Annotated in this window: 22 protein-coding genes; 12 read left to right on the top strand and 10 right to left on the bottom strand. The window is 72.3% G+C overall.

Annotated elements, in window-relative coordinates:
* Positions 1–143: 143 nt before the first annotated feature.
* From RNL97_RS10985 to RNL97_RS10970, 4 genes are all read right to left on the bottom strand, one after another.
* Positions 144–3,074, bottom strand: coding sequence for a helix-turn-helix transcriptional regulator (locus RNL97_RS10985; protein WP_313750638.1), 2,931 nt, complete (start codon positions 3,072–3,074; stop codon positions 144–146).
* 79 nt (positions 3,075–3,153) lie between these two features.
* Positions 3,154–3,351 carry a hypothetical protein gene (locus RNL97_RS10980; protein ID WP_010056547.1) on the bottom strand — a complete coding sequence of 66 codons (198 nt, stop codon included), beginning with the start codon at positions 3,349–3,351 and terminating at the stop codon, positions 3,154–3,156.
* 110 nt (positions 3,352–3,461) lie between these two features.
* A complete protein-coding gene (locus RNL97_RS10975; RefSeq protein ID WP_243314068.1) occupies positions 3,462–6,671 on the bottom strand; it encodes a type 2 lanthipeptide synthetase LanM family protein in 3,210 nt (1,069 codons plus the stop codon).
* A 198-nt stretch (positions 6,672–6,869) separates the two neighbouring features.
* Positions 6,870–7,955 carry a LacI family DNA-binding transcriptional regulator gene (locus RNL97_RS10970; RefSeq protein ID WP_030592342.1) on the bottom strand — a complete coding sequence of 362 codons (1,086 nt, stop codon included), beginning with the start codon at positions 7,953–7,955 and terminating at the stop codon, positions 6,870–6,872.
* Between the two features lie 109 nt (positions 7,956–8,064).
* Here RNL97_RS10970 and RNL97_RS10965 point away from each other — a divergent pair, with 109 nt between their 5' ends.
* The 4 genes from RNL97_RS10965 to RNL97_RS10950 all read left to right on the top strand — a co-directional run bounded on the left by RNL97_RS10965 (position 8,065) and on the right by RNL97_RS10950 (position 12,013).
* Positions 8,065–9,216 (top strand): Gfo/Idh/MocA family protein, encoded by a 1,152-nt coding sequence (locus tag RNL97_RS10965; protein WP_313750637.1) that lies wholly within the window; start codon positions 8,065–8,067, stop codon positions 9,214–9,216.
* Between the two features lie 43 nt (positions 9,217–9,259).
* Positions 9,260–10,414: a dihydrodipicolinate synthase family protein gene (locus RNL97_RS10960; RefSeq protein ID WP_313750636.1), complete on the top strand. Its 1,155-nt coding sequence runs from the start codon at positions 9,260–9,262 to the stop codon at positions 10,412–10,414.
* Positions 10,411–11,247, top strand: coding sequence for a sugar phosphate isomerase/epimerase family protein (locus RNL97_RS10955; protein ID WP_243314067.1), 837 nt, complete (start codon positions 10,411–10,413; stop codon positions 11,245–11,247). Before RNL97_RS10960 ends, RNL97_RS10955 begins: the two co-directional genes overlap by 4 nt.
* Before the next feature lie 214 nt (positions 11,248–11,461).
* On the top strand, positions 11,462–12,013 hold the full coding sequence (locus RNL97_RS10950; RefSeq protein WP_243314066.1) for a mycothiol transferase: 552 nt from the start codon (positions 11,462–11,464) through the stop codon (positions 12,011–12,013).
* A gap of 55 nt (positions 12,014–12,068) precedes the next feature.
* Here the strand turns inward: RNL97_RS10950 and RNL97_RS10945 are convergent, their stop codons facing one another.
* A complete protein-coding gene (locus RNL97_RS10945) occupies positions 12,069–12,488 on the bottom strand; it encodes an RNHCP domain-containing protein (RefSeq protein WP_030592331.1) in 420 nt (139 codons plus the stop codon).
* 22 nt (positions 12,489–12,510) lie between these two features.
* Entirely contained in the window at positions 12,511–12,852 is a 342-nt protein-coding gene (locus RNL97_RS10940; RefSeq protein WP_032766718.1) for an RNHCP domain-containing protein, read from the bottom strand.
* Positions 12,853–13,281: 429 nt separating this feature from the next.
* Here RNL97_RS10940 and RNL97_RS10935 point away from each other — a divergent pair, with 429 nt between their 5' ends.
* The 3 genes from RNL97_RS10935 (at position 13,282) to RNL97_RS10925 (ending at position 15,506) form a co-directional block, all read left to right on the top strand.
* Positions 13,282–13,548 carry a hypothetical protein gene (locus RNL97_RS10935; RefSeq protein WP_030592327.1) on the top strand — a complete coding sequence of 89 codons (267 nt, stop codon included), beginning with the start codon at positions 13,282–13,284 and terminating at the stop codon, positions 13,546–13,548.
* Positions 13,549–13,865: 317 nt separating this feature from the next.
* Positions 13,866–14,750, top strand: coding sequence for a GH25 family lysozyme (locus RNL97_RS10930; protein WP_030592325.1), 885 nt, complete (start codon positions 13,866–13,868; stop codon positions 14,748–14,750).
* Positions 14,751–14,855: 105 nt separating this feature from the next.
* Positions 14,856–15,506 carry a peptidoglycan recognition protein family protein gene (locus RNL97_RS10925; protein WP_313750635.1) on the top strand — a complete coding sequence of 217 codons (651 nt, stop codon included), beginning with the start codon at positions 14,856–14,858 and terminating at the stop codon, positions 15,504–15,506.
* A gap of 4 nt (positions 15,507–15,510) precedes the next feature.
* On the opposite strand, the gene RNL97_RS10920 is transcribed toward RNL97_RS10925, so the two are convergent.
* Both RNL97_RS10920 and RNL97_RS10915 read right to left on the bottom strand, forming a co-directional pair.
* Positions 15,511–15,735, bottom strand: coding sequence for a DUF397 domain-containing protein (locus RNL97_RS10920; RefSeq protein ID WP_313750634.1), 225 nt, complete (start codon positions 15,733–15,735; stop codon positions 15,511–15,513).
* Positions 15,722–16,546, bottom strand: a complete 825-nt coding sequence (locus RNL97_RS10915; protein WP_313750633.1) for a helix-turn-helix domain-containing protein — start codon at positions 16,544–16,546, stop codon at positions 15,722–15,724. The genes RNL97_RS10920 and RNL97_RS10915 overlap by 14 nt, the downstream gene beginning before the upstream one ends.
* Before the next feature lie 187 nt (positions 16,547–16,733).
* Between RNL97_RS10915 and RNL97_RS10910 the strand changes: the two genes are divergently transcribed.
* Both RNL97_RS10910 and RNL97_RS10905 read left to right on the top strand, forming a co-directional pair.
* Positions 16,734–17,057 (top strand): hypothetical protein, encoded by a 324-nt coding sequence (locus RNL97_RS10910; RefSeq protein ID WP_313750632.1) that lies wholly within the window; start codon positions 16,734–16,736, stop codon positions 17,055–17,057.
* Positions 17,054–17,422: a hypothetical protein gene (locus RNL97_RS10905; RefSeq protein ID WP_313750631.1), complete on the top strand. Its 369-nt coding sequence runs from the start codon at positions 17,054–17,056 to the stop codon at positions 17,420–17,422. Before RNL97_RS10910 ends, RNL97_RS10905 begins: the two co-directional genes overlap by 4 nt.
* 9 nt (positions 17,423–17,431) lie before the next feature.
* Here the strand turns inward: RNL97_RS10905 and RNL97_RS10900 are convergent, their stop codons facing one another.
* Positions 17,432–18,628, bottom strand: coding sequence for an epoxide hydrolase family protein (locus tag RNL97_RS10900; RefSeq protein ID WP_030592305.1), 1,197 nt, complete (start codon positions 18,626–18,628; stop codon positions 17,432–17,434).
* A 132-nt stretch (positions 18,629–18,760) separates the two neighbouring features.
* On the opposite strand from RNL97_RS10900, the gene RNL97_RS10895 reads away from it, so the two are divergent.
* The 3 genes from RNL97_RS10895 to RNL97_RS10885 all read left to right on the top strand — a co-directional run bounded on the left by RNL97_RS10895 (position 18,761) and on the right by RNL97_RS10885 (position 23,169).
* The gene (locus RNL97_RS10895; RefSeq protein ID WP_030592302.1) at positions 18,761–19,330 is read left to right on the top strand and encodes a CGNR zinc finger domain-containing protein; all 570 of its coding nucleotides are present in this window, start codon (positions 18,761–18,763) and stop codon (positions 19,328–19,330) included.
* Positions 19,331–19,429: 99 nt separating this feature from the next.
* Positions 19,430–21,655, top strand: coding sequence for an SF1B family DNA helicase RecD2 (gene recD2, locus RNL97_RS10890; protein ID WP_313750630.1), 2,226 nt, complete (start codon positions 19,430–19,432; stop codon positions 21,653–21,655).
* Between the two features lie 215 nt (positions 21,656–21,870).
* Entirely contained in the window at positions 21,871–23,169 is a 1,299-nt protein-coding gene (locus RNL97_RS10885; protein WP_010056523.1) for a citrate synthase, read from the top strand.
* Between the two features lie 512 nt (positions 23,170–23,681).
* Here RNL97_RS10885 and RNL97_RS10880 read toward each other — a convergent pair.
* Positions 23,682–26,261, bottom strand: coding sequence for a heavy metal translocating P-type ATPase (locus RNL97_RS10880; protein ID WP_313750629.1), 2,580 nt, complete (start codon positions 26,259–26,261; stop codon positions 23,682–23,684).
* Positions 26,262–26,287 lie beyond the last annotated feature (26 nt).

Here is a 26,287-nt window from a genome sequence, read left to right as displayed (position 1 = left end):
GACCGAAACCGTCCGGCACCCCCATGTTGCCCGCCCCGGCCCCCATGCCCGTACGTCCGCGGCGCGGCCCCCGTGCGTGCTGCCCCGGGCCCCTGTGCCCGCGTGCCCGCGGGACGGGGCGCGGTACGTCCTGCTCGCCGCGCTCAGGCCGGTTCGGCGGCGCACTCGGCGGCGAACTCGCACAGCGCCGCCCGGTCCGCGCGGCCGGTCTTGTTCAGCAGGCTGGCCATGTGCTTCTCCACCGTGCGGGGCGAGATCGACAGCCGACGGGCGATCTGCTGGTTCCCGGGCCGCTCGGGCAGCAGGACGAACACCTCGTACTCGCGTGGCGTCACCCCACTGGTCCGCAGCGGCGACGGGATCCGGTCCCAGCCGCCCCGGTGCTGGCCCACGCTCGCCCCGGCCTGCCGCAGCGCCGCCCGGCAGGCGGCGGAGACCGGCTGCACCCCGGCCCCGTAGAAGAACTCCTCGGCGGTGCGCAGCCACGCCACCGGCTCGCCCCACCCGTCCGCCCGGGCCGCGTCCGCGACCAGCCGCAGCCCCAGGTGGTGGGCGACCGGGAAGGGGGCGGAGCGCTGCACGAAGGACGCCATCAGCCGGGCGGCCCCGGCCGGGTCCCCCTTCCGGCCGAGCAGCACCGCGTCGGCCAGGTCCAGGAACTGCCGGTTCCAGGCCAGGCAGCCGCCGGGAGCCGCCCGCGCCTCCTCCAGCTCCGTCCGGTCCGCCTGCCCCGCGAGGACCCGCAGCAGCGGGCGCAGCCCGTACCGCCCGCTCAGGTAGTAGTAGCTCGGGTGGTCCAACTCCCAGGCCAGCGCCTCGTCCAGGCCCGCCGACGCCCGCTCCCGGTCCTCCTCCAGCAGCGCCCCGAACGCCCGGCAGAGCCCCGACCGGAGCGGCACCAGCAGCGACTGCTCGCCACCGGCCCGCCGGAACGCGGCCAGCGCCCGGTCCATGTCCCGCCGACGCCCCCGGTGCGCGGCCATCGTCGCCCCGGCCAGCAGCAGGTAGCGGTGGGCGGACAGATCGCCGACCCGGGCACTGGCCCCGGCCGAGCGGTCGATGATCTCCTGCGCCTCCTCCCACCGGGCGCACAGCACCGCGTTCATCGCGAGCAGCCCGTCGACCGTACGGGTCAGCAGCAGCGCGCCCAGATCGGTGGCCGCCGCCCGGGCGGAGAGCAGCCGGGAAGCGTCCCCGGTCCGCATGAAGGCGTTCGCGCCGAGCCGCACCAGCGCCTCCACCCGCCAGACCGGCAGGGCGTGCTCGGTGGAGATCGACAGCATGCGCTCCAGCGCGGCGTCCGCCGCGTCGAAGCCCTCCTCGCGCCGCAGCAGCGCCAGCAACTGCCAGGCCTGGCAAGCCACCACGGGCAGTCCCTCGGCCTCAGCGGTCTCGGCGGCCTTCTGGACGGCCTGCTCGGTCTCCGCCGGATCCCGGTACGGCCGCCCCTTCCCGGGGAGCCCGGGGAGCAGCGCCAGATATCCGTCGACCACCACGAGCGCGGCCCGGCGGCCCGGGGGCGGCGTCGGGCCCAGGAGCACGCGGGCCGCCTCGACCTGGAGCGCGGCATCGGCGGTGCGCTCCGCCATCACCGCCGCCCAGGCGAGGTCGATGTGGAACTGTCCGCGCCGCGCCGCGGCTTCGGAACGCGCCGGAACGGGCGGCAGGGCTTCCGCCAGCGCCAGCGCGCCGTCGAGATCGCCGCCCTCGGCCCGGGCGACCGCCAACGACTCGGCGACGGCGGCCCGGTCGGCCTCGGCGGCCAGGGGGTGCGCCCGCTCCAGTAGAACCACGGCGGAGCCGTGCGCTCCCGAAGCGAGCATGCGTCTTCCGGCCTCCGCGAACTGGCGGGCCGCCCCGGCCCGGTCGCCCGCCGCCAGTTGCAGCGAGGCCACGAGCTGCCGCCCGTCCTCGTCCAGCGGCTCCCCGGAGTGCTCGATGGCCGCGGCGGCCCGGCGGGCCAGGGAGGCACGCTCGGCCGGGACGAGCGAGGAGATCAGGGCCTCGGCGGTGAGCGAGTGCCGGAAGGTGTAGCGGTCGGGGGCGGCACCGTCCGGGGCGATGACTCCGGCCTCCACAGCGGACCGCAGATGCGTGAACAGGGCCCGGTCCCCGAATCCGGTGACGGTCTGGAGCACGGTCACCGAGAACTGGCTGCCCAGCGTGGCCGACGCCAGTAAGAGATCCCGTACCGGCTCGTCCAGCCGCTCCAGCCTCCGGGCCCAACTGCGCACGATGTCCGAGGGGATGGAACCGCCGGGCTGCTCCATCGCCTCCCAGACGCCGTCCGTCCGCCGGAGCCGGCCGGTGTCGAGGAGGTCCGCCAGCAGCACCTCCAGCAGATACGGGTTGCCCGCGGCGCGCTCGGCCAGCCGCCGGTGCACCGCCTCCGGTATCTCCTGCGGCCCGGCCTCCAGGCACGCGCCCGTCAGCGTCCGCACCTGGTCGTCGTGGAGCGGCCCCAACTCGCGCACGCTGGCGGCGTGTCGGCGTTCCGCGGAGCGTACGAGGTCCAGCGCGGGGCCCGGCTCGGGGCGCAGGGTGCCGAGGAACAGGATGGGCAGGTCGGCGAGGTTGTCGATGACGTACTCGACGACCGCGACGGTCTCCGTGTCGCAGTCGTGCAGATCCTCCAGCAGGATCGTGCAGCCCGCGTCCCTGCCCAGCACGGACAGCAGGCGCAGCAGCGCCTCGGCCAGCTCCACGACCGTCTCCGGATACCCGGGTGACCCGGCCCGGCGCCACTCCGGGACCAGCCGGGCCAGCGCCGGATGGTAGGGCGCCAGCTCCGGATCGGTCGGGGTGCCGGCCGCCCGGAACCGGGACGCCAGCGCCTCCACGAGCGGGCGGAACGGCACGACGAGTCCGGTCGAGGTGGCCCGGCCGCGCAGCACCGGCATGCCGAGCCCGTAGGCCCGGTAGGCGCACTCGCCCACCAGCCGGGACTTTCCGATACCGGCTTCCCCGAGGAGGAACAGCGCGCGCCCCGAACGCCGTTGCACGGCGTCCAGGGCGCTGCTCAGCAGTCCGATCTCCTCGTCCCGCCCGACGATGACCGGCGAAGTGGCTCGCATGGCCGCAGATTACTGGAGCGACAACTCCCACGGCAGTGGGCCAATTCGGCTCAATCGCCGTCGAGTTGGCCGGATCTGGTCACCACGGGGCTGTCATGGTGGTCCAGGGCAGGTCGTGGCTGAAGCCGCTCTCGCCCTCCGAGGCGCTGAGGAGTCTGCTGCGCGCACCGAGTCCTCCGGTGGACCCGAGGGAGATCTGCCCGGCCGGGTGCTCCGGGGTGCCCTCGTGAGCGATGTCGCCGGACGCCTGCAGGGCCGATTCGCCGAACTGCTTCATCTCTGCCTCATCCTCTGCTGATCGGTGATGGGAACGGGGTGCTTGGTACTTGGCGCTGGATGACGGGTACTCGGTGCCGGGGCACGGGTACGGGACGGTGCGTCGGTGGGTCAGGGGGCGCGGGAGGGGTCCAGGAGCAGGGCGGAGCCGATCCGGTCGGGGAACCCCGCCCGCAGCAGCCCGTGCCCGATTCCGGAGAGCCCGGTGAGCAGCCCCGGGTGCGGTACGCCGCCGGGCGTCCCGCACCGCGGTCCCGCCCGGTCCGCCGAGGCCAGCAGCATCCCGGCCCGGCGCACCCACGCGGCTCGTACGTCGGGCAGGAGTGCGGGCAGGGCGCTGTGGGCGAGGAGTTCGAGCAGTGAGGACTCCCCGTGGCACAGGCTGTCGTCGGCGAGCGGAGCGATGTCCGCCAGCTCGGCGGAGCGCGACGTCAGCCAGCCGGACAGCTCCGGGTCCTCCCGTGCGGCGGGACTGTCCGCGATCGCGAGCGCGACCCCGGCCGCCCCCTCGCACCAGGCGGGCCCGTGAACCGTCGCGGCGTCCGTCAGCGCGGTCGCCCGGCGCAGGGCCGCCAGCCCGGCGCTCCGGTGGCGGGCGTCGCCCCCGGCCCCGGCGAGGCGCAGCATCGCCCAGCCGATCCCGGCGGCCCCGTCGGCGAAGCCTCCGGTGTCGGGGGCAGGTGCGGCGGCGAGCCGGTCGGCGCAGCGCACGGCGCCCCACCAGGCCTGCGGGCGGCCGGTGGCGTGGTACACCGCGAGCAGCGAGACCAGCCCGCCCGCCGCACCGCCGCGCACCCCGTACCCGTCCTCGGCCGCGTTCGCCGCACAGCTCAGCCGGACGGCCGGACCGGCCAGGTCCAGCACCTCCGGGTCACCGAGCAGCGTGCCCACCTCGGTCAGCGCGTACGCGATGCCGCCCAGGCCCGCGTAAGCGCCGGAGCCCAGGGCTCCGAGCTCGTCGGCCCGCCCGTGCAGGGCGTCCAGCAGCCCCGGGACGGGGGCGAGTGCTTCGCGGGCGGCCTCCGCGTACCGGGATACGTCGGTGAGCGCGGCCAGTTGAGCAAGGAAGAGCGCGGGGCCGGTGTAACCGCCCGCCAGGTCCGCCGCCATCGGCGTGAGCCGCCAGTAGCGCTCGCCGAGAAGTTCGAGCCCGATCCAGTTGGTGCGGCCCTCGTGCCGGTAGGCGAGGGAGACGAGCTGGTCGCCCACCGACCGTGCGGCGGAGAGCAGTTGCTCGGGCTCCGGCGCGGTCGCCGCACTCGGCGCCCGGCCGCCCGGTCCGGGCCGGTGCGGCGGCCGGGGCGATGTGCTCACCATGGCGGTCCGGATGATCCGTTCCTGGTCCTGGCGGTCGACGGTGTCCATCGCGCGTACCTTCGCCTCGACGCGCGCGAGACCGGTGGGGGCGTCCGCCCCGGACGCGGATCCGTCGGGCACCGGACCCGCGACCGTACGGCCGGTACCGCTCCACAGCTCCGCGGAGTCCGGCCGGGTGGCGAACACCGGCACGTCGCCGCACCACAGCTCGGCGATCTCCTCGTCCTCCACACCGGACAGCGCGGGCACGCCCAGGAGCGGGGTGCGCAGCAGGGACAGCACCCGGTGCCGTTCGGTGGCGTCCCGCATCAGGTCGGGGTGCGTCGACTCGTCCAGCAGCGTCGTGTACGTCCAGGTGGGGCGGGGCACGACGCGCACCTCGTCCCCGGCGAACCGCCGCAACGGCCCGTCCGGGGAGAGGAGTTCGTCGCGGTGGTCGTGGATCGCGGTGTACCCGGCGCGGAACCCGTCGCAGAGGGCCTCGGTGTACGTGGAGGGGTCGGCGGCCTCGGTGCCGAGCCGGGGCCGGTTGGCGGACTCGGTGAACCGCCCCGCTCGCCGCACCAGCCGCATGCGGTCGGTCCCGGCCTCCGCCCAGTCGGCGGTCTCGATGGGGGAGGAGGCCGCCCGGCCCCCGCCGATGGCGGACATGTCGAGCGCGGTCGTGTCCCCGACGAGCAACTGGGGCAGCAGGCCCACCCGGTGGACGGAGTCGTGCAGGGCCCGGGCGGCCGGGTCGGCGGAACGGGCGGGCCCCAGCGGCGGGTGGAACAGGGTCTCCACATCGACCAGCACCGGGTGCGGGCCGCAGGCGATCAGGTTCTCGTGGTGCAGATCCGTGCCGTCCAGCGCGTGCAGCAGGGCCAGCAGCGCACCCTGGCGCCGGTAGAACTGCCGGGTCTCCGCCTCCGATGCGCAGGGCCGCTCCTCGACGAACTCGGCCCAGCCGTACTCCCCCCGGTCCAGGACGCGCAGCACCCGCAGGTCGGGGGCGTCGGGCAGCGAACCGAACCACTCGACCAGGGAGTTGAAGTGCCGGTGCGCCGCGAGCGGACGCGGCTTGTAGACCAGCCGGGTGCCGTCGGCGAACCGCAGGAGCATCACCGACCGCCCACCGCGATGGCTGTCGCCCGCACCGGCCTCGACCCCGGCGAGCGCCCCCGGCCCCGCGTAGGTGCGGAGCGCTCCGTCCGGGCAACCGCCCCGGTCGCCGAAGACCCCCGCCGGGGCCAGCAGATGCCGGTCGGCGGCGAGCCGCGCGACCAGCTCCGCGAAGGCGTCGGCGGTGTTGAGGCAGGACGTCGCCAGGAGGCGGGCCAGCACGGGATAGCCGGTGACGATTCGGTCGAGGCCGTCGCGACGCGCCGTCAGCGCGACGAAGTCCCGGAAGCGCTCCTCGGGCCCCGCACCGCTCAACCGGCCCAGCCGCCGGGCCTCGTGCAACTCGGTGACCAGCGTGCGCGCCGCGATGCGGGCCAGCCGCCGGGTCAGTTGCCGCCGGAAGTCGGCCAGGAGGGGAGAGGGGCCGTCTGCCGCAGGACCGGCTACCGCAGGGGAGCCTGCTGCTCGGCCGGCTGCCGCCGGGCGGGGTGCCGCAGGGCCAGCTGCCACCGCGCCGCCCGCCCCCGGGCCGGCTGCCGCAGGGGAGGATGCTGCTCGGCCGTCCGCCACCAGGCCGTCCACCCCAGCCCCCGCATCCGCCAGCGCCTCTCGGAGCCTTCCCTCCGCCACCTCGACGAACGGCGCGACGATCGGCCGGAAGCCGCTGAGCCCCGGGTACGCACGGTCGGCGACCACCACATCGCGCGGGGCGGCGGCGACCGCCTCCCGGGCGAAGGCCGCCCAGGCTGGTTCGCCGGAGGTGCTGCCCCCGACGACACCGGGCAGCCACCACGGCTCCGAGGCCGCACGCGCGAACGGGGCGAGGGGGTCGAGGACGGGCGAGGTGTCACCGGGGGCGGGGAGACGGCTCGTACCTCTGTCGATCAGGTTCTTCTCCGCCATCGCACCGCACCTCCCCGGTCCCGGGCCGGCCCCGTGCGGGCCGCCCGCGCCCATCGTGGCGGGGGAGGGGGTACGGGCACATGGGGGAGCCACCCCCATCTTTCGCCCTCCGGCCCGCAACCGCCCCCACGACCTGCGAACGACCCGGGCCAGGGCCTGCCGGCCGGATCGGCTCAGCGCCTGTCGTACGGGACCGGCTCAGCCCCGGGGCGCCGCCGTTGACCCCCGGACCATCAGCTCGGCCGCGATGGTCGCGATGCCACCGGGCGGCGGGTTCTCCTTGCCCATCGCGAGCCGTCCCGCCCGGGCGCCCGCCTCGAAGAGCGGCAGCCGGACCGTCGTGAGGGCCGGTACGGCGTCCACCGAGAACGGCAGGTCGTCGAAGCCCGCGACCGAGATGTCCTGCGGGATGCGCATCCCCTGGTCCCGTACCGCCGCGCACGCACCCAGCGCCACGGTGTCGTTGGCGGCGACGATCGCGGTCACGTCCGGTGCCCTGCGCAGGAGTTCGAGGGTGGCCTCGTACCCGGAGCGCCGGTCGTAGGGCCCGTGCACGATGAGCCGGTCGTCGTCGGCCCCCTGCTCACCGGAACCGTCGGCCCGCCCGGCCGCGCGCAGCGCCTCCCGGTGGCCCTCCAGCCGGTGGCGGGTGGTGGTGCGTTCCCGGGGCCCGGCGACGTAACCGATCCTGCGGTGGCCGAGCGAGATCAGGTGCTCCGTGAGACGGCGGCCGCCGCCCCGGTTGTCGAACGCGAGCGCGGCGACGAGCGCGTCGCCATCGGGCAGCGGGGGCCGCCCGCAGAAGACGATCCGGGTGCCCGCGTCCGCGAGCTTCGCCAACTTCGCCGCCATCGCGGCCTGGTGCGCCGGGTCCTCGACCGCGCCGCCGGTGAGGACGACCGCGGCGGCGCGCTGGCGCTGGAGGAGCGTGAGATAGGTCAGCTCGCGCTCCGGGGAGCCGCCGGTGTTGCAGATGACGGCCAGCTTCTCGCCCCCCGCCCGTCCCGAACCGTCCCCCGGGCCGCCGATCTGCGTCTGCGCCGCCCCCGCCATGATCCCGAAGAAGGGGTCGGCGATGTCGTTGACCAGGATGCCGACCAGGTCGGACGTGGCCGCCGCGAGCGAACTGGCGGGTCCGTTGAGCACGTAGTCCAGGTCGTCCACCGCGCGCAGGACCCGTTCCCGGGTCGACGCCGCCACCGGGTAGTTGCCGTTCAGCACGCGGGAGACGGTGGCCGGGGACACCCGGGCGCGGGCCGCCACATCCGCCAGGGTGACTGTCATCGCTGTCCTCCGTGAGGTCACGTGCGGCCCCCTCTTGTCCGGCCGCTGTCGGCAGGCTAGCGTCATCCTCCGTAGAAAGCGCTTGCTACGGCTGTATGGAGGGAACTTCGTGACACGCAGGACAGTGCGCATCGCCATGAACGGCGTCACGGGACGCATGGGATACCGGCAGCACCTGGTGCGCTCGATCCTCGCGATCCGCGAACAGGGGGGCCTGGATCTCGGCGACGGCGAGGTGGTGTGGCCCGAGCCCGTGCTCGTCGGCCGTCGCGCCCACGCCCTGGAGGAACTCGCCGAGCGCCACGGTCTGACCGAGTGGTCGACGGACCTGGACGCGGTGCTCGCGGACGAGTCGGTCGAGATCTACTTCGACGCCCAGGTCACCTCCGCCCGGGTGGAGGCGATCAAGAAGGCGATCGCGGCGGGCAAGCACGTCTACACCGAGAAGCCGACCGCCACGGACGTCGAGGGGGCCCTCGACCTGGCCCGCCTCGCTCGGGACGCCGGTATCAAGCACGGCGTCGTCCAGGACAAGATCTTCCTGCCGGGCCTGCGCAAGCTGAAGCGCCTGATCGACGGCGGCTTCTTCGGCGAGATCCTCTCCGTGCGCGGGGAGTTCGGCTACTGGGTCTTCGAGGGTGACTGGCAGGAGGCCCAGCGCCCCTCGTGGAACTACCGCGCGGAGGACGGCGGCGGCATCGTCGTCGACATGTTCCCGCACTGGGAGTACGTGCTCCACGAGCTGTTCGGCCAGGTCACCTCCGTGACCGCGCATGTCCGGACGCATGTTCCGCGGCGCTGGGACGAGCAGGGCAAGCCGTACGAGGCGACCGCCGACGACGCCGCGTACGGCATCTTCGAGCTGGCGGGCGGGGCCGTCGCGCAGATCAACTCCTCCTGGGCGGTACGGGTCAACCGCGACGAACTGGTCGAGTTCCAGGTCGACGGGACGCACGGCTCGGCCGTCGCCGGACTGCGCAACTGCCGTGTCCAGCACCGTTCGTCGACCCCGAAGCCGGTCTGGAACCCGGACCTCCCGGTCACCGAGTCGTTCCGCGACCAGTGGCAGGAGATCCCGGACAACCAGGAGTTCGACAACGGGTTCAAGGCGCAGTGGGAGCTGTTCCTGCGCCACGTCGTCCAGGGCGCGCCGTACACCTGGGACCTGCTGGCCGGGGCCCGGGGCGTCCAACTGGCCGAGTTGGGGCTGAAGTCGTCCGCGGAGGGCCGCCGCTTCGACATCCCGGAGCTGACGCTGTGACGTACAGCCTGACCGCCTGGCGCAACGACGGGGAGCGGCCGGCATGACGACCACGATCCACCTCCCGCAGGGCCCCTACACCCCCCGCGCCACCCCGCTCACCCTGACGCCGGGCGTCGGGGCCCCCTCCTCCCGTACGGTCTTCTCGGCGGCGCACGTGGTCGCGGACCCGTACGCGGACATCGGCCCGGACGACCCGGCGGCCGTCGACTGGGAGTCCACGCTCGCGTTCCGCCGCCACCTGTGGGCGCACGGCCTGGGCGTCGCGGAGGCCATGGACACCGCGCAGCGCGGGATGGGCCTGGACTGGGCGGGCGCGGCCGAACTGATCCGCCGCTCGGCCGCCGAGGCGAAGGCGGTGGGCGGCCGGATCGCCTGCGGCGTGGGCACCGACCAGCTGCCGTCGGCGGGCGAGGTCACGCTCGCGGACGTCCGCACGGCCTACGAGCAGCAACTCGCCCTGGCCGAGGAGCACGGCGTCCAGCCGATCCTCATGGCGTCGCGTGCCCTGGCCCGCGCCGCCCGAGGCCCCGAGGACTACCTCGCCACGTACGCCCATCTCCTGCGCCAGGCGTTGGAACCGGTGGTCCTGCACTGGCTGGGCCCGATGTTCGACCCGGCCCTGGAGGGCTACTGGGGCAGCCGCGACCTCGACGAGGCCACCGACACCTTCCTCAAGGTCATCGCCGAGCACCCGGACAAGGTGGACGGCATCAAGATCTCCCTCCTGGACGCGGCCCGTGAGGTCGACGTCCGCCGCCGCCTCCCGGGCGGGGTGCGCTGCTACACGGGTGACGACTTCAACTACCCGGAGCTGATCGCGGGCGACGAGCGCGGCTTCAGCCACGCGCTGTTGGGCATCTTCGACCCGCTGGGCCCGCTGGCGGCGCACGCGGTACGGGTGCTGGACACGGGGGACGTGGACGGCTTCCGGGACCTCCTCGACCCCACGGTCGAGCTGTCCCGCCACCTCTTCCAGCGGCCCACCCGCTTCTACAAGACGGGTGTGGTGTTCCTGGCCTGGCTGGCCGGCCACCAGGACCACTTCACGATGGTGGGCGGACTCCAGTCGGCCCGCTCGCTGCCGCATCTGGCGACGGCGTACGAACTGGCCGACGGTCTCGGCCTGTTCCCGGACCCCGACCTGGCCGCACACCGCATGCGCGCGCTGCTCGCCGTCCACGGAGGCGCCCGATGACCAACGCGGACCTGGCCCGTCTGAGCATCAACCAGGAGACCGTCAAGCAGTGGTCGCTGCCGGAGCTGGCCGAGGGCTGCGCCAAGGCGGGCATCGGCAAGGTCGGCCTGTGGCGGGCCCCGGTGCGGGCGTACGGCGTCGAGCGCACGGCCCGACTCCTCGCGGCCGCCGGGCTGACCGTCACCAGCCTCTGCCGGGGCGGCTTCTTCACCGCCCTCGACCCCGCCGAACGCGCCCGCGCCCTGGACGACAACCGGGCGGCGATCGACGAGGCGGCGGCCCTGTCCACCGACACCCTGGTCCTGGTCTCCGGCGGTCTCCCGTCCGGCAGCCGCGATCTGCGCGGCGCCCGCGAGCGGGTGGCCGAGGCGCTGGCGGTCCTCGGCCCGTACGCCGCCGAACGCGACGTACGCCTGGCGATCGAGCCGCTCCACCCGATGTACGCGTCCGACCGCTGCGTGGTCTCCACCCTCGCCCAGGCCCTGGACCTCGCGGAACGCTTCCCGGCCGAACAGGTCGGGGTGGTCGTGGACACCTACCACCTCTGGTGGGACGACCAGGCGCCCGCCCAGATCGCCCGCGCGGGCCGGGGCGGCCGTATCCACTCCTTCCAGTTGGCCGACTGGATCACCCCGCTCCCGGCGGGCGTCCTGCTCGGCCGGGGACAACTGGGCGACGGAAGCGTCGACTTCCGGGCGTTCCGCCGGGAAGTGGAATCCGCCGGCTTCGACGGCCCGGTCGAGGTGGAGATCTTCAACGAGGCGCTGTGGGCCCGCGACGGGGCGGAGGTCCTGGCGGAAGTGGCGGAACGGTACGTGCAACATGCCTGCTGAGAGCGCCGTACGCGACCGAAGGTAAAGAGATCGTCAAGGGATGCAACCTTTGGGTACCCTCCCCGGTCACACATGGCGTCGGGACTTCCGGGGAGGGGTCCGGGGGGAACGGGAAGGCCCGACGGGAGGGGAAAGCGAGGGGGGTCCGGCCGCGAGGCCGGGCCCCATTCCGCTTTCTCGGCCGGCCTTGCGCCGTTCGTCAGGATCTGCCGCCATGACGGAGAGCGCAGCGGAGGAATGGCCCGAACCTCCCCTCGCCGGTACGGAGGCGGCGGCCGTCCTCGGCGCGCTGGAACGCCAGCGGGCCACGCTGGCCTGGAAGACCTCCGGCCTGGACGCGGACGGACTGCGGGCCGCGGTCGGCGCGTCCTCCGTCACCCTGGGCGGTCTGCTCAAGCACCTGGCGCATGTCGAGGACAGCCACTTCGCCCGCCTCTGGCTCGGGGTCCCGGTCGGCGCGCCCTGGAACGCGGTCGACTGGGCCAGCGACCCGGACTGGGCCTACCGCTCCGCCGCCCAGGATGCCCCCGACCGACTACGCGCCCTGTGGCGGGAGTCGGCGGCCCGCTCCCGGGCCGTGGTCGAGGAGGCGCTCAGCACCGGCGCCGGCCTGGACCAGCTCGGCGCGTATGTCACCCGCGGAGGTGAACGCCCCCACCTCCGCCGCATCCTCCTGGACCTCGTCGAGGAGTACGCCCGCCATGTCGGCCACGCCGACCTCATCCGCGAGTCGGTCGACGGCCTGACGGGCGAGGACCCGGGGTGACTTGAGGGACAGGGTTCACCTGGGGCCGCCCGGCGGTCGCCGGGCGGCCCCCGGGTCACAGGGCGAGCATCGCCCGCACGGGAATCGCCGCGTCCGCGAGCGGCCGCAGCGCGAGCCGGACGAGGGCCAGCGCGTTGTCGTCGCCCGCGATGCGGTTGGCGCTGAGCCGCCCGCACGCGAGGCAGTGGTGGATGAGCATCCACTCCCCGTCCTGCCGCACCGACAGGCTCAGGGGCGCCATCCGCCCGCGGCACCCCGCCGCCCTGTCACCCGGTACCCGGCCGTCCACATGCAGGCTGACCAGGCAGGACGGGCAGTGATTACGGTGAGCGGTGCCCGGCGCCGCGAGCGGAACGTCGAGCCGGCAGCCGACGCACCGGAACGCGTCACCGCGCGCCCCGGCCGGCCCGTGCAGCACGTCCTTGGCCCGCTGCGCACGTCGTCCCGATCCCCGCCGGGGTCCCCGCCGCGTCATCGGAGCCTCCCGGTCGCCCGGTTCACAGGTCACCGAAGGCTTCGAGCGGGAAGGGCGGCTGAGCCAGCGGACGTACGGCCATCCGCATCAGGATCAGCTGGTTGTCGTCCGCGCAGACCGGGTTCGAGGTCAGCTCGTCGCAGCGGGTGCAGCGGTGGACGACCATCCAGTCGCCGGTGCGCAGCACGGCGATGGAGATCGGGGTCATCCGGCCCTCGCAGTCGGAGCGGCCGCCCTCGACGTGGTCGACGAGGTGCTGCGAGTGCAGGCAGCTGGGGCAGTGGTTGCGCCGACTGCCGTCGGGTGCGTACGCGGCGACGGTCAGTCCGCAGCGGACGCAGGTGAAGGTGTCCAGGGAGGACATGGCTGAGCGGTGCTGGGGGTGGTCGTGGGACACCCGGATACTCCTTGCCGAAGATGAGGAACGAAGCAGCAGGGAAGTACCGAGCACCCCTCGTGTCAGGGGCGTACGGGGAGCGGGGCCGGACGGCTGCGCGACGGCAGCCGGCCGTGAGGTGTCAGCAGTCGGTCGCGTACGGCGGCCGCGGACGGTCAAGCCCGGTCGCCCCGGCGCCACAGGCGCGACGAGGGAGGCTCGGAATCACTGGCCGGGGCATACATCAACTGCTTTCCAGGGCTCGCGCCCAGAGGTCACCCGCGGTCGGTCCCGCGGTCGAGGAGCGAGCACCGTAACAAGGGGGCCGGGGGACCGGCCACCGAATTGTGTCCGGGTCCGGTGAAGCGAATGGGCGCCCCGGTGACTGGCCGGCCGGACGCGGGGTATCCGGCGGGCATGGCCACCTCGAAGCGTGTAGCTCTCGCACCCCGTGCCGTACGGCAGTTGCGGCGGATCCGGCCGGTCTACCTCGGCGGGATGCTCATCTCCTTGCTGGTTCTCGTCCTTCAGGCAGACCGGGACCCGGGCGGTCGGCAGGTCGGGATCGCGGGCGTTTTCCTGGTCGCGTTCACGGCCCTGTTCGCCCTCACGACCGTGCAGTTGTGGCGGCACGGTCGGGGCGTCCACTGCAGCACGGCGAAGAAGCTGACGCGGACCGTCTGAGTCCCGGTACCGGAGCCCGCGGCTCGGGCCCGCTGTCACCGCGTGCCGGGGGCCCGCCCGCCGCACCCGTACGACATGTCCTGCAAGCCGGTCGGCGTGTGCATGCCTCCGGCAGTGACGGCCGCAGCCTTCAGGAATGAAAATTTTCGCCCTTCCGGGACGTTCTCGCAGGTGGGGGACGGCGGCACAGGTCTAGACCCAAAGGCCCCTTTACGCCTTTCCGTGCCCGTGCATTACTCATGACATGTGCATGGCATCCGATTATCGGATGCCATGCCGTGCGCGCCCCGTCCTCGTCAACGTGCCCGGAGGTGGCCATGCTCGCGTACCGTTCTCCGTCCCGCCGACTCAAGAGATCCCGATGCGCTCTGCCGGCCGGTGCGCTCGGCGCTGCCGTGGCGCTGATCGTGACCGGAACGGGCACGGCCGCCGCCGCGCCGCCCGCACCCGACGAGCCGGTCCGGTCCGGCCAGGCGTGGATGGGGGCGGGCACCCGCATCGAGCAGGGCCCCGCGTCGTCCTCGGCGGCGGGCGGGGTCACGCCGATGGACACCAGCGGCGTCCAGGGCATCGACGTCTCCCACTGGCAGGGGGCGATCAACTGGGGTTCGGTGAAGGCCGCGGGCATCGACTTCGCCTACATGAAGGCCACCGAGGGCACCACCTTCAAGGACAGCCGGTTCAGCGCGAACTACACCGGCTCCTACAACGCCGGCCTGATCCGGGGCGCGTACCACTTCGCCCGCCCCGACGTCTCCAACGGGGCGACGCAGGCGGGCTACTTCGCGAGCAGCGGCGGAGGGTGGTCCGGGGACGGCAAGACCCTCCCCGGGGTGCTGGACATCGAGCACAACCCGTACGGCGCCATGTGCTACGGCCTCTCCACGACCCAGATGCGGACGTGGATCAACGACTTCTACAACACGTACAAGGCGCGCACCACCCGGGACGTCGTCATCTACACGACGGCCAGCTGGTGGAACACCTGCACCGGCAGCTGGACCGGCATGGCCGCCAAGTCGCCGCTCTGGATCGCCCATTGGGGCACCGCCAGCCCGACCGTCCCCAGCGGCTTCCCCACCTGGACGATCTGGCAGTACACGGCCACCGGCCGGGTCGGCGGAGTCTCCGGCGACGTGGACCGCAACAAGTTCAACGGCAGCTTCGCGCGGCTCCAGGCCCTCGCCAACAACACGGCGTAACCTCCCAGCCCCCGCGTCGGCCGGGTGAGCCCGTCGGCGGCTCACCCGGCCGACGCGGCGCCGCCCTCCTCCGCCTTGCCCCCACGCACCCACCAGGAGCCCGCCGTGAACCTTCCGCAGCCGTCCCGTCGCCACATCCTGCTCGCCGGAGCCGGCGGCCTGGCCGCAGCCGCCTTACCGGGCACGGCCCATGCCCGCGCCGCCGTCGTCGAACCGGACATCGACAGCACGGCGCAGTGGCAGGCCCGTCCGCCGCGGACCCCGGTCAGCCTGGTCGGCAAGCGGCCGGCGAAGATCATCGTGCACCATACGGTCAGCGCCGACACCGCCGACGTCTCCCGCGCCCAGGCCCACCGCCACGCCCACTGGGTCCAGGACCTCCACATGGACGAGAACGGGTGGACCGACACCGGTTACCACTTCCTCGTCAGCCGGGGCGGCTGGATCACCGAGGGCCGCCACCGCAGCCTCAGCACCCTGCGCGGCGGCAGCGACTTCGTCCTCGGCGCCCACACGTCCGGCCAGAACGACCAGGCCATCGGCATCGCCAACGAGGGCGCGTACCACGACGGCGCACAGCCGCCGCGGGCCCAGTGGGAGGTCCTGGTGGCGCTCTGCGCGTACGTCTGCCACCAGTACGGCATCGCGCCCAGCCGCCTCTACGGGCACAAGGACTTCGGCGACACCCTCTGCCCGGGCATCCTGCACGACAAGCTGCCGCGGCTGCGGAGCGAGGTCGCGGCGAGCATGGGCTGAGCGATCAGGCCGAGAGGCGCCCGCCCTTGAGCGCGGTGACGAAGGACGACCATCCGTCGGCCGAGAAGACGATGGCCGGACCGTCGGCGGCCTTGCTGTCGCGGACGGGGACGGCGGCATGGCCGCGGGCGACCTCAAGGCACTCGCCTTGGTCCCCGCCGCTGTAGCTGGACTTGAACCAGCCGGTGAGGGTGGACGGGTCCGCGACGCTCCGCCTAATGGTGACCATGCTCGTGCTCCTCCGCTGCGGCCCGCACGCGGGCCACCGACTCCTGGTGCGACAACGCATCGCCCAGAGCGAGATCGTAGGCTGAGCGACTGGACGCCACCAAGCGTGGATCATCCATCAGGTTGCCTGTCTGAAAGCCCTCGACATACGCCACCGGGGCGGAGTCCGCGAAGCTCATCAGCGTCAACAGGCTCTGCTGGAGTGAGTGAGCTCCGGCCTCGAACGGCAGCACATGCAGCCGCAGTCGCCCGGACTCTGCCATGTCGGCGACCTTGCGCAGCTGCGTGGCCATGACCTGCCGGCCACCGACCCGCCGTCGCAGCACCGCCTCGTCCAGCAGGGTCCACATCACGGGATTCATCGGGCCGTCGAGGAGTCGGGCACGCTCTGTTCGAATGACAACGTCTTGGTCAACCTCCTCCCGCCGGTGGTTGGGCCGGTACGCCTGGAACAGGGCTCGTGCGTAATCGTCCGTCTGCAAGAGACCGGGTACGAGTGTCAGCGCGAATTGCTGGATGAGCACCGCTTGCTGCTCCAGCTCCGCCACGGCCGCGAAATGGTCGGTGTACTTGGTCTCCAGGTCCTCCAGCCACCGCTCGAAGAACCCGTCCGGCCCCAGAGCTTTGTCGATCCGCCGTGCGTCATCCGGACTGGGCAGCCGCCGCCCCGCCTCGTAATGGCTGATGAGGGTCGGTGAGCACACGACCATCTCACTCAGGGCCTCCTGCGTCAGCCCGGCCGCGACGCGCCGCAGCCGCAGCTCCTCGCCGTACTTCTGCCTCGGCGTGCGCGGCCCCTGCTTCGTGCCCATGTGCTCCGACTCCCCGTCTTGACGGACGCGCTGTCATCCCCGACCCCCTGGCAGCGTAGCGACGGATGACCCCACTCTGTGATGGGTTCACTACGGAACGAAGCTGAACCCCCGACGAGGAAAGCGAGACCCCCGCGACCGACGCAACCGGTCCGGGGGCATGGCCATCCCCAGAAAGCAGGCTGACATGAAGCACGTTATCGCCCGGCTCCTGAAGCCGGTGCGGCGATTGCTGCCCGCCGTACGGAGTCAACGGCACCCGCTCGACCCGTACGCCCACGTCTATCCCTACTCCTGCGCCTACGTCGGAGGGCCGACCGCCTTCCGCACCGGCGAGCGCCCTCCGCGCGGCGAGGACAGTCCCTTGGTGCGCCCGTACTTCGTGGCGCACGAGCAGCGGGTGGCAGAGCAACGCGCCGCCGAGGCGAGGCGGCGGCGCATCCGGGGCGGGGCACTGCTGATCGCCGCCCACGGTGTTCACCTCGGCCGGGTGGGCGGGGGCGCGGCATGAGCGTGAGCGGCGACCGCGTCGAAGTCTCCGAAATGCGGCTGCTGCCGTGGTCGGGCGAGGGCGGAAAGCCCTGTTACGTCGTCGGGGACGGCACCGGTCATGTCTCGCGGATGGCCGACGACATCGAGAGCATCCAACTGGACATGGCGGACGAACTGCTCGGCCATGCCACCGACCTGCTGGCCGACGACGGGGCCACCGGGGAACAGGTCCGCTTCCTCGCCGGCAGGCTGACCGAGTCGCTGCAACAGATCGTGCGCGTCGTGGAGAGCCGCGGCTCCCGGCTCGACGCGCTCCTGCCGGACCGGCCCGAACCGCGCGGTGGGCGGCCTCAGGAGGAGACCGGCCGCCGCAAGCTCATGTGATCCGACGGCTCATGCGGCCTCGCGGGCGGCCAGCACCGCCGCGAGGCCCTCCCGCAGATCGGTGACGAAGAAGGCGGGCATCTCCAACGAAGGGAAATGGCCCCCGGAACCGGGCGACCGCCACCGCACGATGTTCCGGTACCGCTCCTCGGCCCAGGGGCGCGGAGTCTTCTCGATGTCGCGGGGATACATGGTGATCGCCGACGGCACGTCGACCCGGAGCGCGGGATCGAGGGAGGCGTGGCTCTCGTAATAGATACGGGCCGCCGACGCACCCGTCCGCGTCAGCCAGTACAGGGTGACGTTGTCGAGGACGCGGTCCCGGGAGATCGTCTCGAACGGGCTGTCCTCGGTGTCCGACCACTCGGCGAACTTGTCGAGAATCCAGGCGAGCAGCCCGACCGGTGAGTCGACGAGCGCGTAGCCGATGGTCTGGGGGCGCGTCGCCTGCTGCTTCGCGTACGCCGCGCGGCGGCCCCAGAAGTCGCGGGTCTCCTCGGTCCACCTGCGCTCGGCCTCCGTCAGCCCGTCCGTGGTCAGGCCGGGCGGGGCCTCGGCGAACGTGGAGTGGACGCCGAGCACCTCGTCCGGGAACCTGCCGCCCAGCACCGTGGTGATGTTGCCGCCCCAGTCGCCGCCATGGGCCAGGAACCGGCCGTATCCGAGCCTCCCCATCAGCTCCACCCACCCGGCCGCGATCCTCTCGGTACCCCACCCGGTGGTGGCCGGCCTGTCACTGAAACCGAAGCCCGGCAGCGACGGGGCCACGACATGGAACGCCGGTGACTCCGCATCCTGGGGGTCCGCCAACTCGTCCATGACGTGGAGGAATTCGACCACGCTGCCCGGCCAGCCGTGCGTCAGGAGCAGCGGCACGGCGTCCGCGCGCGCGGACCGGCGGTGCAGGAAGTGGATGCCCAGCCCGTCGAGGGTCGTACGGAACTGGCCCATCCGGTTCAGGCGCTCCTCGAACGCCCGCCAGTCGTATCCCGTACGCCAGTACTCCACGACATCGGCGAGGTCGGCCAGCGGAACGCCCTGGTCCCATCGGCGGGGGCCGGGCGGCGCGCCCCGGACGGTCTCGGCCTCCGGCAGCCGCGCGGCGGCCAGGCGCGCCCGCAGATCGTCGAGTTCGGCGTCGGACGCGTGGGTCTCGTAGGCGTGTACATCGCTGGTTGTGTGTACGTCGCTGGTCGGGCGGGGCATGGGGGGCTCCTGGCGATCGTGGGCGCCGCCGCCGGCCTGCCATCGATCCGGACCGGCGCCGCCCCTTCGTGAACCGGCTAAGACGGTTCTAACAGCCCTCTGCGGCGCCCCGCAACCGGCTAAGGTGGTTCCATGCGTGCTGGCTTTCCTGATTTCCGCCTCGGCACCGTGCTGGCGACGAGCTTCACGGGGACCCTGTCGGAGCGTTACGGCGATGCCGTGGAGCGGATCCCCGTTCCGCGGCGGCTCATCGACTGGCTGGCGGTGTACGGCCTCGCCGTGGACTCCTGCACTCCTGAACAGCTCGACCTCGCGCGGGAGTTGAGGGAGTCGATCCACGCCGCCGCGACGGCCGCCGCGCTCGGGGAGGCTCTGCCCGCCGCCGCGGTGCAGGTCATCGGCGACCGCAGCGTCGAAGGGCGGGCGGCGGCGGTCCTGACCCCCGAGGGGGAGCGGCGCTGGCGGCTCGGCTCCTCCTCCGTGGAGGACGCCCTCGGCGTGATCGCCGCCGACGCGGTCGACGTCATCGCGGGCGAACGGGACGGAAAGCTGGCCCTGTGCGCCTCACCGACGTGCCGGGCCGCTTTCTTCGACGCCAGCCAGAGCCGTACGCGTAAGTGGTGCGACATGAACACCTGCGGCAACCGTCAGAAGAAGGCGCGCTTCAACGCCGCCCGGAGCAGGGGCGAGAGCGCACGCTGAGTCCCACGCGGGGTGGCGCGGAGCCCGGTCACTCCGGCGGCGGTCAGTGGGCCGCGGTCGGCCCGCCGCACTGTCAGCGGCACCGGGTAGCGTCGGGCCATGTCCAACTTGGCCGTCCTCGAAGGGGTCCTGGAGCGGATCACCTACGCCAACGAGGAGAACGGGTACACGGTCGCCCGCGTCGACACCGGGCGCGGGGTCGGCGACCTCCTCACCGTGGTCGGTGCGCTGCTCGGCGCGCAGGTCGGCGAGTCGCTGCGGATGGAGGGCCGTTGGGGCTCGCACTCCCAGTACGGCAAGCAGTTCACCGTGGAGAACTACACCACCGTCCTGCCCGCCACGATCCAGGGCATCCGCCGCTATCTCGGCTCCGGGCTGATCAAGGGCATCGGCCCGGTGATGGCCGACCGGATCACCACCCATTTCGGCGTCGACACCCTCGACATCATCGAGAACGCACCGAAGCGGCTCGTCGAGGTCCCCGGCCTCGGCCCCAAGCGCACGAAGATGATCGCGGCGGCGTGGGAGGAGCAGAAGGCGATCAAGGAGGTCATGGTCTTCCTCCAGGGCGTCGGCGTCTCCACCTCCATCGCCGTCCGCATCTACAAGAAGTACGAGGACGCCTCGATCTCCGTCGTGAAGAACCAGCCCTACCGGCTGGCCGCCGACGTCTGGGGCATCGGTTTCCTCACCGCCGACAAGATCGCCCAGGCCGTCGGCATCCCGCACGACAGTCCCGAGCGGGTCAAGGCCGGTCTGCAGTACGCCCTCTCCCACTCCTCCGACCAGGGGCACTGCTATCTCCCGGAGGAACGGCTCATCGCGGACGGCGTCAAGCTGCTCCAGGTCGACACCGGGCTGGTCATCGAGTGCCTGGCCGAGCTGGCCGCCGATCCGGAGGGCGTCGTACGGGAGAAGGTGCCGTCGCCCGAGGGCGGCGAGCCGATCACGGCGGTCTACCTCGTCCCCTTCCACCGGGCCGAGCTGTCCCTCGCCGGGCAGATCAGGCGGCTGCTGAACACCGGCGAGGACCGGATGCCCGCCTTCAAAGACGTCGACTGGGGCCGGGCCCTGGCCTGGCTCACCACACGTACGGGGGCCGATCTCGCGCCCGAGCAGGAGCAGGCCGTACGCCTCGCGCTCAGCCGCAAGGTGGCCGTCCTGACCGGCGGCCCCGGCTGCGGCAAGTCGTTCACCGTCCGGTCGATCGTCGAGCTGGCCCGGGCGAAGAAGGCCAAGGTGGTGCTCGCCGCCCCCACCGGGCGCGCCGCCAAACGCCTCTCCGAGCTGACCGGGGCCGAGGCGTCCACCGTGCACCGGCTGCTGGAGCTGAAGCCGGGCGGGGCCGCGGCGTACGACCGGGACCGCCCGCTGGACGCCGATCTGGTCGTCGTCGACGAGGCGTCGATGCTCGATCTGCTGCTCGCCAACAAGCTCGTGAAGGCGGTGGCACCCGGTGCCCACCTCCTCCTCGTGGGCGATGTCGACCAACTGCCCTCGGTCGGGGCGGGGGAGGTGCTGAGCGATCTGCTCGCGGAGGGCAGTCCGGTCCCCGCCGTCCGGCTGACCCGGATCTTCCGGCAGGCCCAGCAGTCGGGGGTCGTGACCAACGCCCACCGCATCAACGCGGGACAGCCGCCCCTCACCCAGGGTCTGAGCGACTTCTTCCTCTTCGTGGAGGACGAGACGGAGGACGCGGGCAAGCTCGCCGTGGATGTCGCGGCCCGTCGCATCCCGGCCAAGTTCCGCCTCGACCCCCGCCGTGACGTGCAGGTCCTCGCCCCGATGCACCGGGGCCCGGCCGGCGCGGGCCATCTGAACGGACTGCTCCAGCAGGCCATCACCCCGGGCCGCCCCGACCTCCCCGAGAAGCGGTTCGGCGGCCGGGTCTTCCGGGTCGGCGACAAGGTGACCCAGATCCGCAACAACTACGACAAGGGCGAGAACGGCGTCTTCAACGGCACCGTCGGCGTCGTCACCGGCCTCGACCCGGACGGACAGAGGCTCACCGTCCGCACCGACGAGGACGAGGAGATCGGCTACGACTTCGACGAGCTGGACGAGCTGGCCCACGCGTACGCCATGACGATCCACCGCTCCCAGGGCAGCGAGTATCCGGCCGTCGTCATCCCCGTCACCACCAGTGCCTGGATGATGCTCCAGCGCAACCTGCTCTACACCGCCGTCACCCGCGCCAGGAAGCTCGTCGTGCTCGTCGGGTCACGTAAGGCGATCGGCCAGGCTGTCCGCACGGTTTCCGCAGGCAGGCGCTGTACGGCACTGGATTTCCGGCTCCGGGGCGGCTCCGGCGAAGACTTCTCGTGACCCCTGCGCAAAAATGATCGATCAAATCGGTGGGAAACATCACGGAGGTCTTCCGGAACCGGAGTCAAGGGGGCAGGATGAGTAAGTTGGCGGCACTCAGTGCCGCCAGTAGGTCCAATGGACGACCCCGAGTGCACTCTCCTGAGCCGAATGGGGGAGGGTGGAAGACAGTCAGGGCACCTCGAAGAAGAGGCACTACGTCGGTGAGGGATGACGTGAGCGAGCACACCAACAACGCTGTAGTACTGCGGTACGGCGATGACGAGTACACCTACCCGGTGATCGACAGCACCGTCGGCGACAAGGGCTTCGACATCGGGAAGCTCCGGGCCAATACCGGCCTGGTGACGCTGGACAGCGGATACGGCAACACCGCCGCCTATAAATCCGCCATCACGTACCTCGACGGCGAGCAGGGCATTCTGCGCTACCGCGGATACCCCATCGAGCAGCTCGCCGAGCGCTCGTCGTTCCTCGAGGTCGCGTACACGCTGATCAACGGTGACCTCCCCAAGGTCGACGAGCTGGCGGCGTTCAAGAACGAGATCACCCAGCACACGCTGCTGCACGAGGACGTCAAGCGGTTCTTCGACGGCTTCCCGCGCGACGCCCACCCGATGGCCATGCTGTCCTCGGTCGTCAGCGCTCTCTCCACGTTCTACCAGGACAGCCACAACCCGTTCGACGAGCAGCAGCGCCACCTGTCGACGATCCGCCTGCTGGCGAAGCTCCCGACGATCGCGGCGTACGCCTACAAGAAGTCGATCGGCCACCCCTTCGTCTACCCGCGCAACGACCTCGGGTACGTCGAGAACTTCCTGCGCATGACCTTCTCGGTCCCCGCCCAGGAGTACGAGCTGGACCCGGTCGTCGTCTCGGCGCTGGACAAGCTGCTCATCCTGCACGCGGACCACGAGCAGAACTGTTCGACCTCCACCGTGCGTCTGGTCGGCTCCTCGCAGGCGAACATGTTCGCCTCGATCTCCGCCGGCATCTCGGCGCTGTGGGGCCCCCTGCACGGCGGCGCCAACCAGTCGGTGCTGGAGATGCTGGAAGGCATCCAGGCCAACGGCGGCGACGTCGACTCCTTCATCCGCAAGGTGAAGAACAAGGAGGACGGCGTCCGCCTGATGGGCTTCGGCCACCGGGTGTACAAGTCCTTCGACCCGCGCGCCAAGATCATCAAGGCTGCCGCGCACGACGTGCTGTCCGCGCTCGGCAAGTCCGACGAGCTGCTCGACATCGCGCTCAAGCTGGAGGAGCACGCGCTCTCCGACGACTACTTCGTCTCGCGCAACCTCTACCCCAACGTGGACTTCTACACCGGTCTGATCTACCGGGCCATGGGCTTCCCGACCGAGATGTTCACCGTGCTCTTCGCGCTCGGCCGACTGCCCGGCTGGATCGCCCAGTGGCACGAGATGATCAAGGAGCCGGGTTCCCGCATCGGCCGCCCGCGCCAGATCTACACCGGCGAGGTCCTGCGCGACTTCGTCCCGGTCGAGGGTCGCTGACCCGGACCTCGTGACCGCCCCGTAGTGCCCCGGCCTCTTCGGCCGACTGCCTTCGCCCCGCGTACCGCGCCTCGCACAGAGCGCGGTGTCCGGGGCGATTCGGCGTTTCGAGGGCCTGCCGGGCGTTTCGGGGGCTCGCCGGGGCCGCACGCTTCCTGCCGGAGAAGGGAGAAGGGAGAAGCGCCCCGCCGTCGATCCCCCCACGGGTCGACGGTCGGGGCGCTTCCCATATCCCGGAGCGGATTCCCCCCACGGGATCCGGCCGGGCGTCTGCACGGAGCCGAAGCTCCCGTTGTTCTGTTGTGCCGCGATCTGCCGGGGTACGTACGCACGGGAGGGCCGCTCAAAGCTCCCCGGTGCACGTGCCCCGGCCAACGCATGCCATCAGGAGCGTCCCCCAAGACACTCCGTCGGACGTCCCCCAAGACATCCTTGGCAATCGCACTCTAAGACTCGCGAACCCACCGGATGGTTACCCTGAAATCGGTGTGATCTAAATCTCTTTGTGGAAGTTACGTGAAGGCACGCAACCGGAGGCTGTTCGTGACGACGAACACGGACGAAAACGCCATGGCGGCTCCCGCGATCATAGGGTTGAGCAGGCCACTCGCAGCCAGGGGCAAGGCCGCAACGTTGTACCCGAAGGCCCAGAAGAGGTTGCCCCTGATGGTGGCCAGCGTACGCCTGGAAAGGCGGATTGCGTCAGCTGTCACCTTGAGATCTCCACGAACCAGTGTGAGGTCGCTCGCTTCGATCGCCGCATCCGTCCCAGTGCCCATCGCCAGTCCCAGGGATGCCGTGGCCAGCGCGGCGGCGTCGTTGACCCCGTCGCCGACCATGGCGACGACCCTTCCCTCGGCCTGAAGGCGCTTGACGACGTTCACCTTGTCCTCGGGGAGCACCTCCGCGTGGACCGTGTCGATGCCCACCTCACGCGCGACGGCCTCCGCCACCGCCCGGTTGTCGCCGGTCAGCAGGATGGGCTCCAGCCCCAGGGCGCGCAGCTCGGCCACGGCGGCCGCGCTGCTGTCCTTGACCGCGTCCGCCACGCCGAACACGCCCCGGGCCTCCCCGTCCCAGGCCACGGCGACCACCGTGCGCCCGTGCGCCTCGTCCTCCTCCAGGGCCCGTGACAACGCCGGCGGAAGGGGAATGCCGGCGTCGGCGAGGAGGCGGGGCCGCCCGACGAGGACGGTGTGGCCCTCGACGGTGCCCTGGACGCCGAGGCCGGGGATGTTGGTGAAGTCCTCGGGGGTGGGGAGGGGGCCGGTGGCGGTGGTGGCGGCGGTGGCGAGGGCTTGGGCGATGGGGTGTTCGGAGGCGTTCTCCAGGGCTCCGGCGATCCGGAGTGCTTCGGTGGTGTCGGTGGTGTGGGTGGTGTGGGTGGTCTGGAGGGTCATGCGTCCGGTGGTGACGGTGCCGGTCTTGTCGAGGACGATGGTGTCGACGCGGCGGGTGGTCTCCAGGACTTCGGGGCCTTTGATGAGGATGCCGAGTTGGGCTCCGCGTCCGGTGCCGACCATGAGGGCGGTGGGGGTGGCGAGGCCGAGGGCGCAGGGGCAGGCGATGATGAGGACGGCGACGGCTGCGGTGAAGGCGGCGGTGAGTCCGGCGCCGTTGCCGAGCCAGTAGCCGAGGGTGGCGAGGGCGAGGGTGATGACGATGGGGACGAAGACGGCGGAGATGCGGTCGGCGAGGCGTTGGGCGGAGGCTTTGCCGTTCTGGGCGTCCTGGACGAGTTCGGCCATGCGGGCGAGTTGGGTGTCGCCGCCGACGCGGGTGGCTTCGACGACGAGGCGTCCGCCGGCGTTGAGGGTGGCGCCGGTGACGGTGTCGCCGGCGGTGACCTCCACGGGCACGGACTCGCCCGTGAGCATCGAGGCGTCCACGGCCGAGGAGCCCTCGACCACTGTCCCGTCCGTCGCGATCTTCTCCCCGGGACGGACGACGAAACGGTCGCCCACGACGAGCGTGCTCGCCGGGACACGTACCTCCCGGCCTCCTCTGAGCACGGCGACGTCCCTCGCGCCCAGGTGCATCAGCGCCCGCAGCGCAGCACCGGACTTCCGCTTCGCACGGGCTTCCAGGTAGCGGCCCAGCAGGATGAACGTGATGACACCGGCCGCCACCTCCAGGTAGATCGTCGAGGTGGCGTCGGCGCGCGCGACGGTGAGGTCGAAGCCGTGGCGCATGCCGGGCAAGCCCGCGTCGCCGAGGAACAGGGCCCACACCGACCAGCCGAACGCGGCGAGCGTGCCGAGCGAGACCAGCGTGTCCATCGTCGCCGCGCCGTGCTTCGCGTTCGTCCAGGCGGCCCGGTGGAAGGGCAGGCCGCCCCAGACGACGACGGGTGCGGCGAGGGTGAGGCTCAGCCACTGCCAGAAGTCGAACTGGAGCGCCGGGACCATGGCGAGCAGGACGACGGGGGTGGCGAGCACGGCGGAGACGACGAGCCGCTGCCGGAGCGCGGCGAGGGATGCCTCCTGCTCCGCTTCGCCGTCCCGGGCGATGGAGTCGGGGATGGATTCCGACGCGGACTCCGACACGGATTCCGATACGGATTCCGACGTGGACTCCGGCGCGGAGTTCCGGGCGGCCTCCTGGGCGGCTTCAGGGGGAGCGGCCGGAGCCGTGCCGGGGGACGGAGCAGGGGCGGTGCCGGGCGTCGCGGGAGAGGCCGGTGCCGGATCCGTGTCCGGGGGCGTTGCCGGGGGAGACAGGTCGGGGTCCGTGTCCGTGGACCTTGCCGAAGGCGGGCCCGGGTCCGGGCTCGGGGGAGTCGCCGGGGGCGGGGGCGCGGAGGTGGCGGCATCGGGTCCCGCCGATGCCGTCCTCCGTGCCGGCCGGGCGACGGGGCGGGCCGTGTAGCCGGTCTTCTCGACCGTGGCGACGAGATCCCCCAGCTTCAGCCCCTCCCCGAAGGTGACGCGGGCCTTCTCGGTCGCGTAGTTCACCGTGGCGGTGACGCCGTCCATCCGGTTGAGCTTCTTCTCGACGCGGGCGGCGCACGAGGCGCAGGTCATCCCGCCGATCATGAGCTCGGCCTCGGAGGCGTCGGCGGCCGGGAAGTCGGCTGCTGCTGTGCTGGCCATGTCCGGAACTCCTGGAAAACGCAGAT

This window comes from Streptomyces parvus, assembly GCF_032121415.1.
Lineage (GTDB): Bacteria > Actinomycetota > Actinomycetes > Streptomycetales > Streptomycetaceae > Streptomyces > Streptomyces globisporus_A.
This window is presented reverse-complemented; position numbering and strand designations above follow the sequence as displayed.

Bases quoted from the DNA above. Each gene is read 5' to 3' on its own strand.
- RNL97_RS10985 (WP_313750638.1), bottom strand. From the start codon at position 3,074: ATGCGAGCCACTTCGCCGGTCATCGTCGGGCGGGACGAGGAGATCGGA.
- RNL97_RS10980 (WP_010056547.1), bottom strand. From the start codon at position 3,351: ATGAAGCAGTTCGGCGAATCGGCCCTGCAGGCGTCCGGCGACATCGCT.
- RNL97_RS10975 (WP_243314068.1), bottom strand. From the start codon at position 6,671: ATGGCGGAGAAGAACCTGATCGACAGAGGTACGAGCCGTCTCCCCGCC.
- RNL97_RS10970 (WP_030592342.1), bottom strand. From the start codon at position 7,955: ATGACAGTCACCCTGGCGGATGTGGCGGCCCGCGCCCGGGTGTCCCCG.
- RNL97_RS10960 (WP_313750636.1), top strand. From the start codon at position 9,260: ATGACGACCACGATCCACCTCCCGCAGGGCCCCTACACCCCCCGCGCC.
- RNL97_RS10955 (WP_243314067.1), top strand. From the start codon at position 10,411: ATGACCAACGCGGACCTGGCCCGTCTGAGCATCAACCAGGAGACCGTC.
- RNL97_RS10950 (WP_243314066.1), top strand. From the start codon at position 11,462: ATGACGGAGAGCGCAGCGGAGGAATGGCCCGAACCTCCCCTCGCCGGT.
- RNL97_RS10945 (WP_030592331.1), bottom strand. From the start codon at position 12,488: ATGACGCGGCGGGGACCCCGGCGGGGATCGGGACGACGTGCGCAGCGG.
- RNL97_RS10940 (WP_032766718.1), bottom strand. From the start codon at position 12,852: ATGTCCTCCCTGGACACCTTCACCTGCGTCCGCTGCGGACTGACCGTC.
- RNL97_RS10935 (WP_030592327.1), top strand. From the start codon at position 13,282: ATGGCCACCTCGAAGCGTGTAGCTCTCGCACCCCGTGCCGTACGGCAG.
- RNL97_RS10930 (WP_030592325.1), top strand. From the start codon at position 13,866: ATGCTCGCGTACCGTTCTCCGTCCCGCCGACTCAAGAGATCCCGATGC.
- RNL97_RS10920 (WP_313750634.1), bottom strand. From the start codon at position 15,735: ATGGTCACCATTAGGCGGAGCGTCGCGGACCCGTCCACCCTCACCGGC.
- RNL97_RS10915 (WP_313750633.1), bottom strand. From the start codon at position 16,546: ATGGGCACGAAGCAGGGGCCGCGCACGCCGAGGCAGAAGTACGGCGAG.
- RNL97_RS10910 (WP_313750632.1), top strand. From the start codon at position 16,734: ATGAAGCACGTTATCGCCCGGCTCCTGAAGCCGGTGCGGCGATTGCTG.
- RNL97_RS10905 (WP_313750631.1), top strand. From the start codon at position 17,054: ATGAGCGTGAGCGGCGACCGCGTCGAAGTCTCCGAAATGCGGCTGCTG.
- RNL97_RS10900 (WP_030592305.1), bottom strand. From the start codon at position 18,628: ATGCCCCGCCCGACCAGCGACGTACACACAACCAGCGATGTACACGCC.
- RNL97_RS10895 (WP_030592302.1), top strand. From the start codon at position 18,761: ATGCGTGCTGGCTTTCCTGATTTCCGCCTCGGCACCGTGCTGGCGACG.
- recD2 (WP_313750630.1), top strand. From the start codon at position 19,430: ATGTCCAACTTGGCCGTCCTCGAAGGGGTCCTGGAGCGGATCACCTAC.
- RNL97_RS10880 (WP_313750629.1), bottom strand. From the start codon at position 26,261: ATGGCCAGCACAGCAGCAGCCGACTTCCCGGCCGCCGACGCCTCCGAG.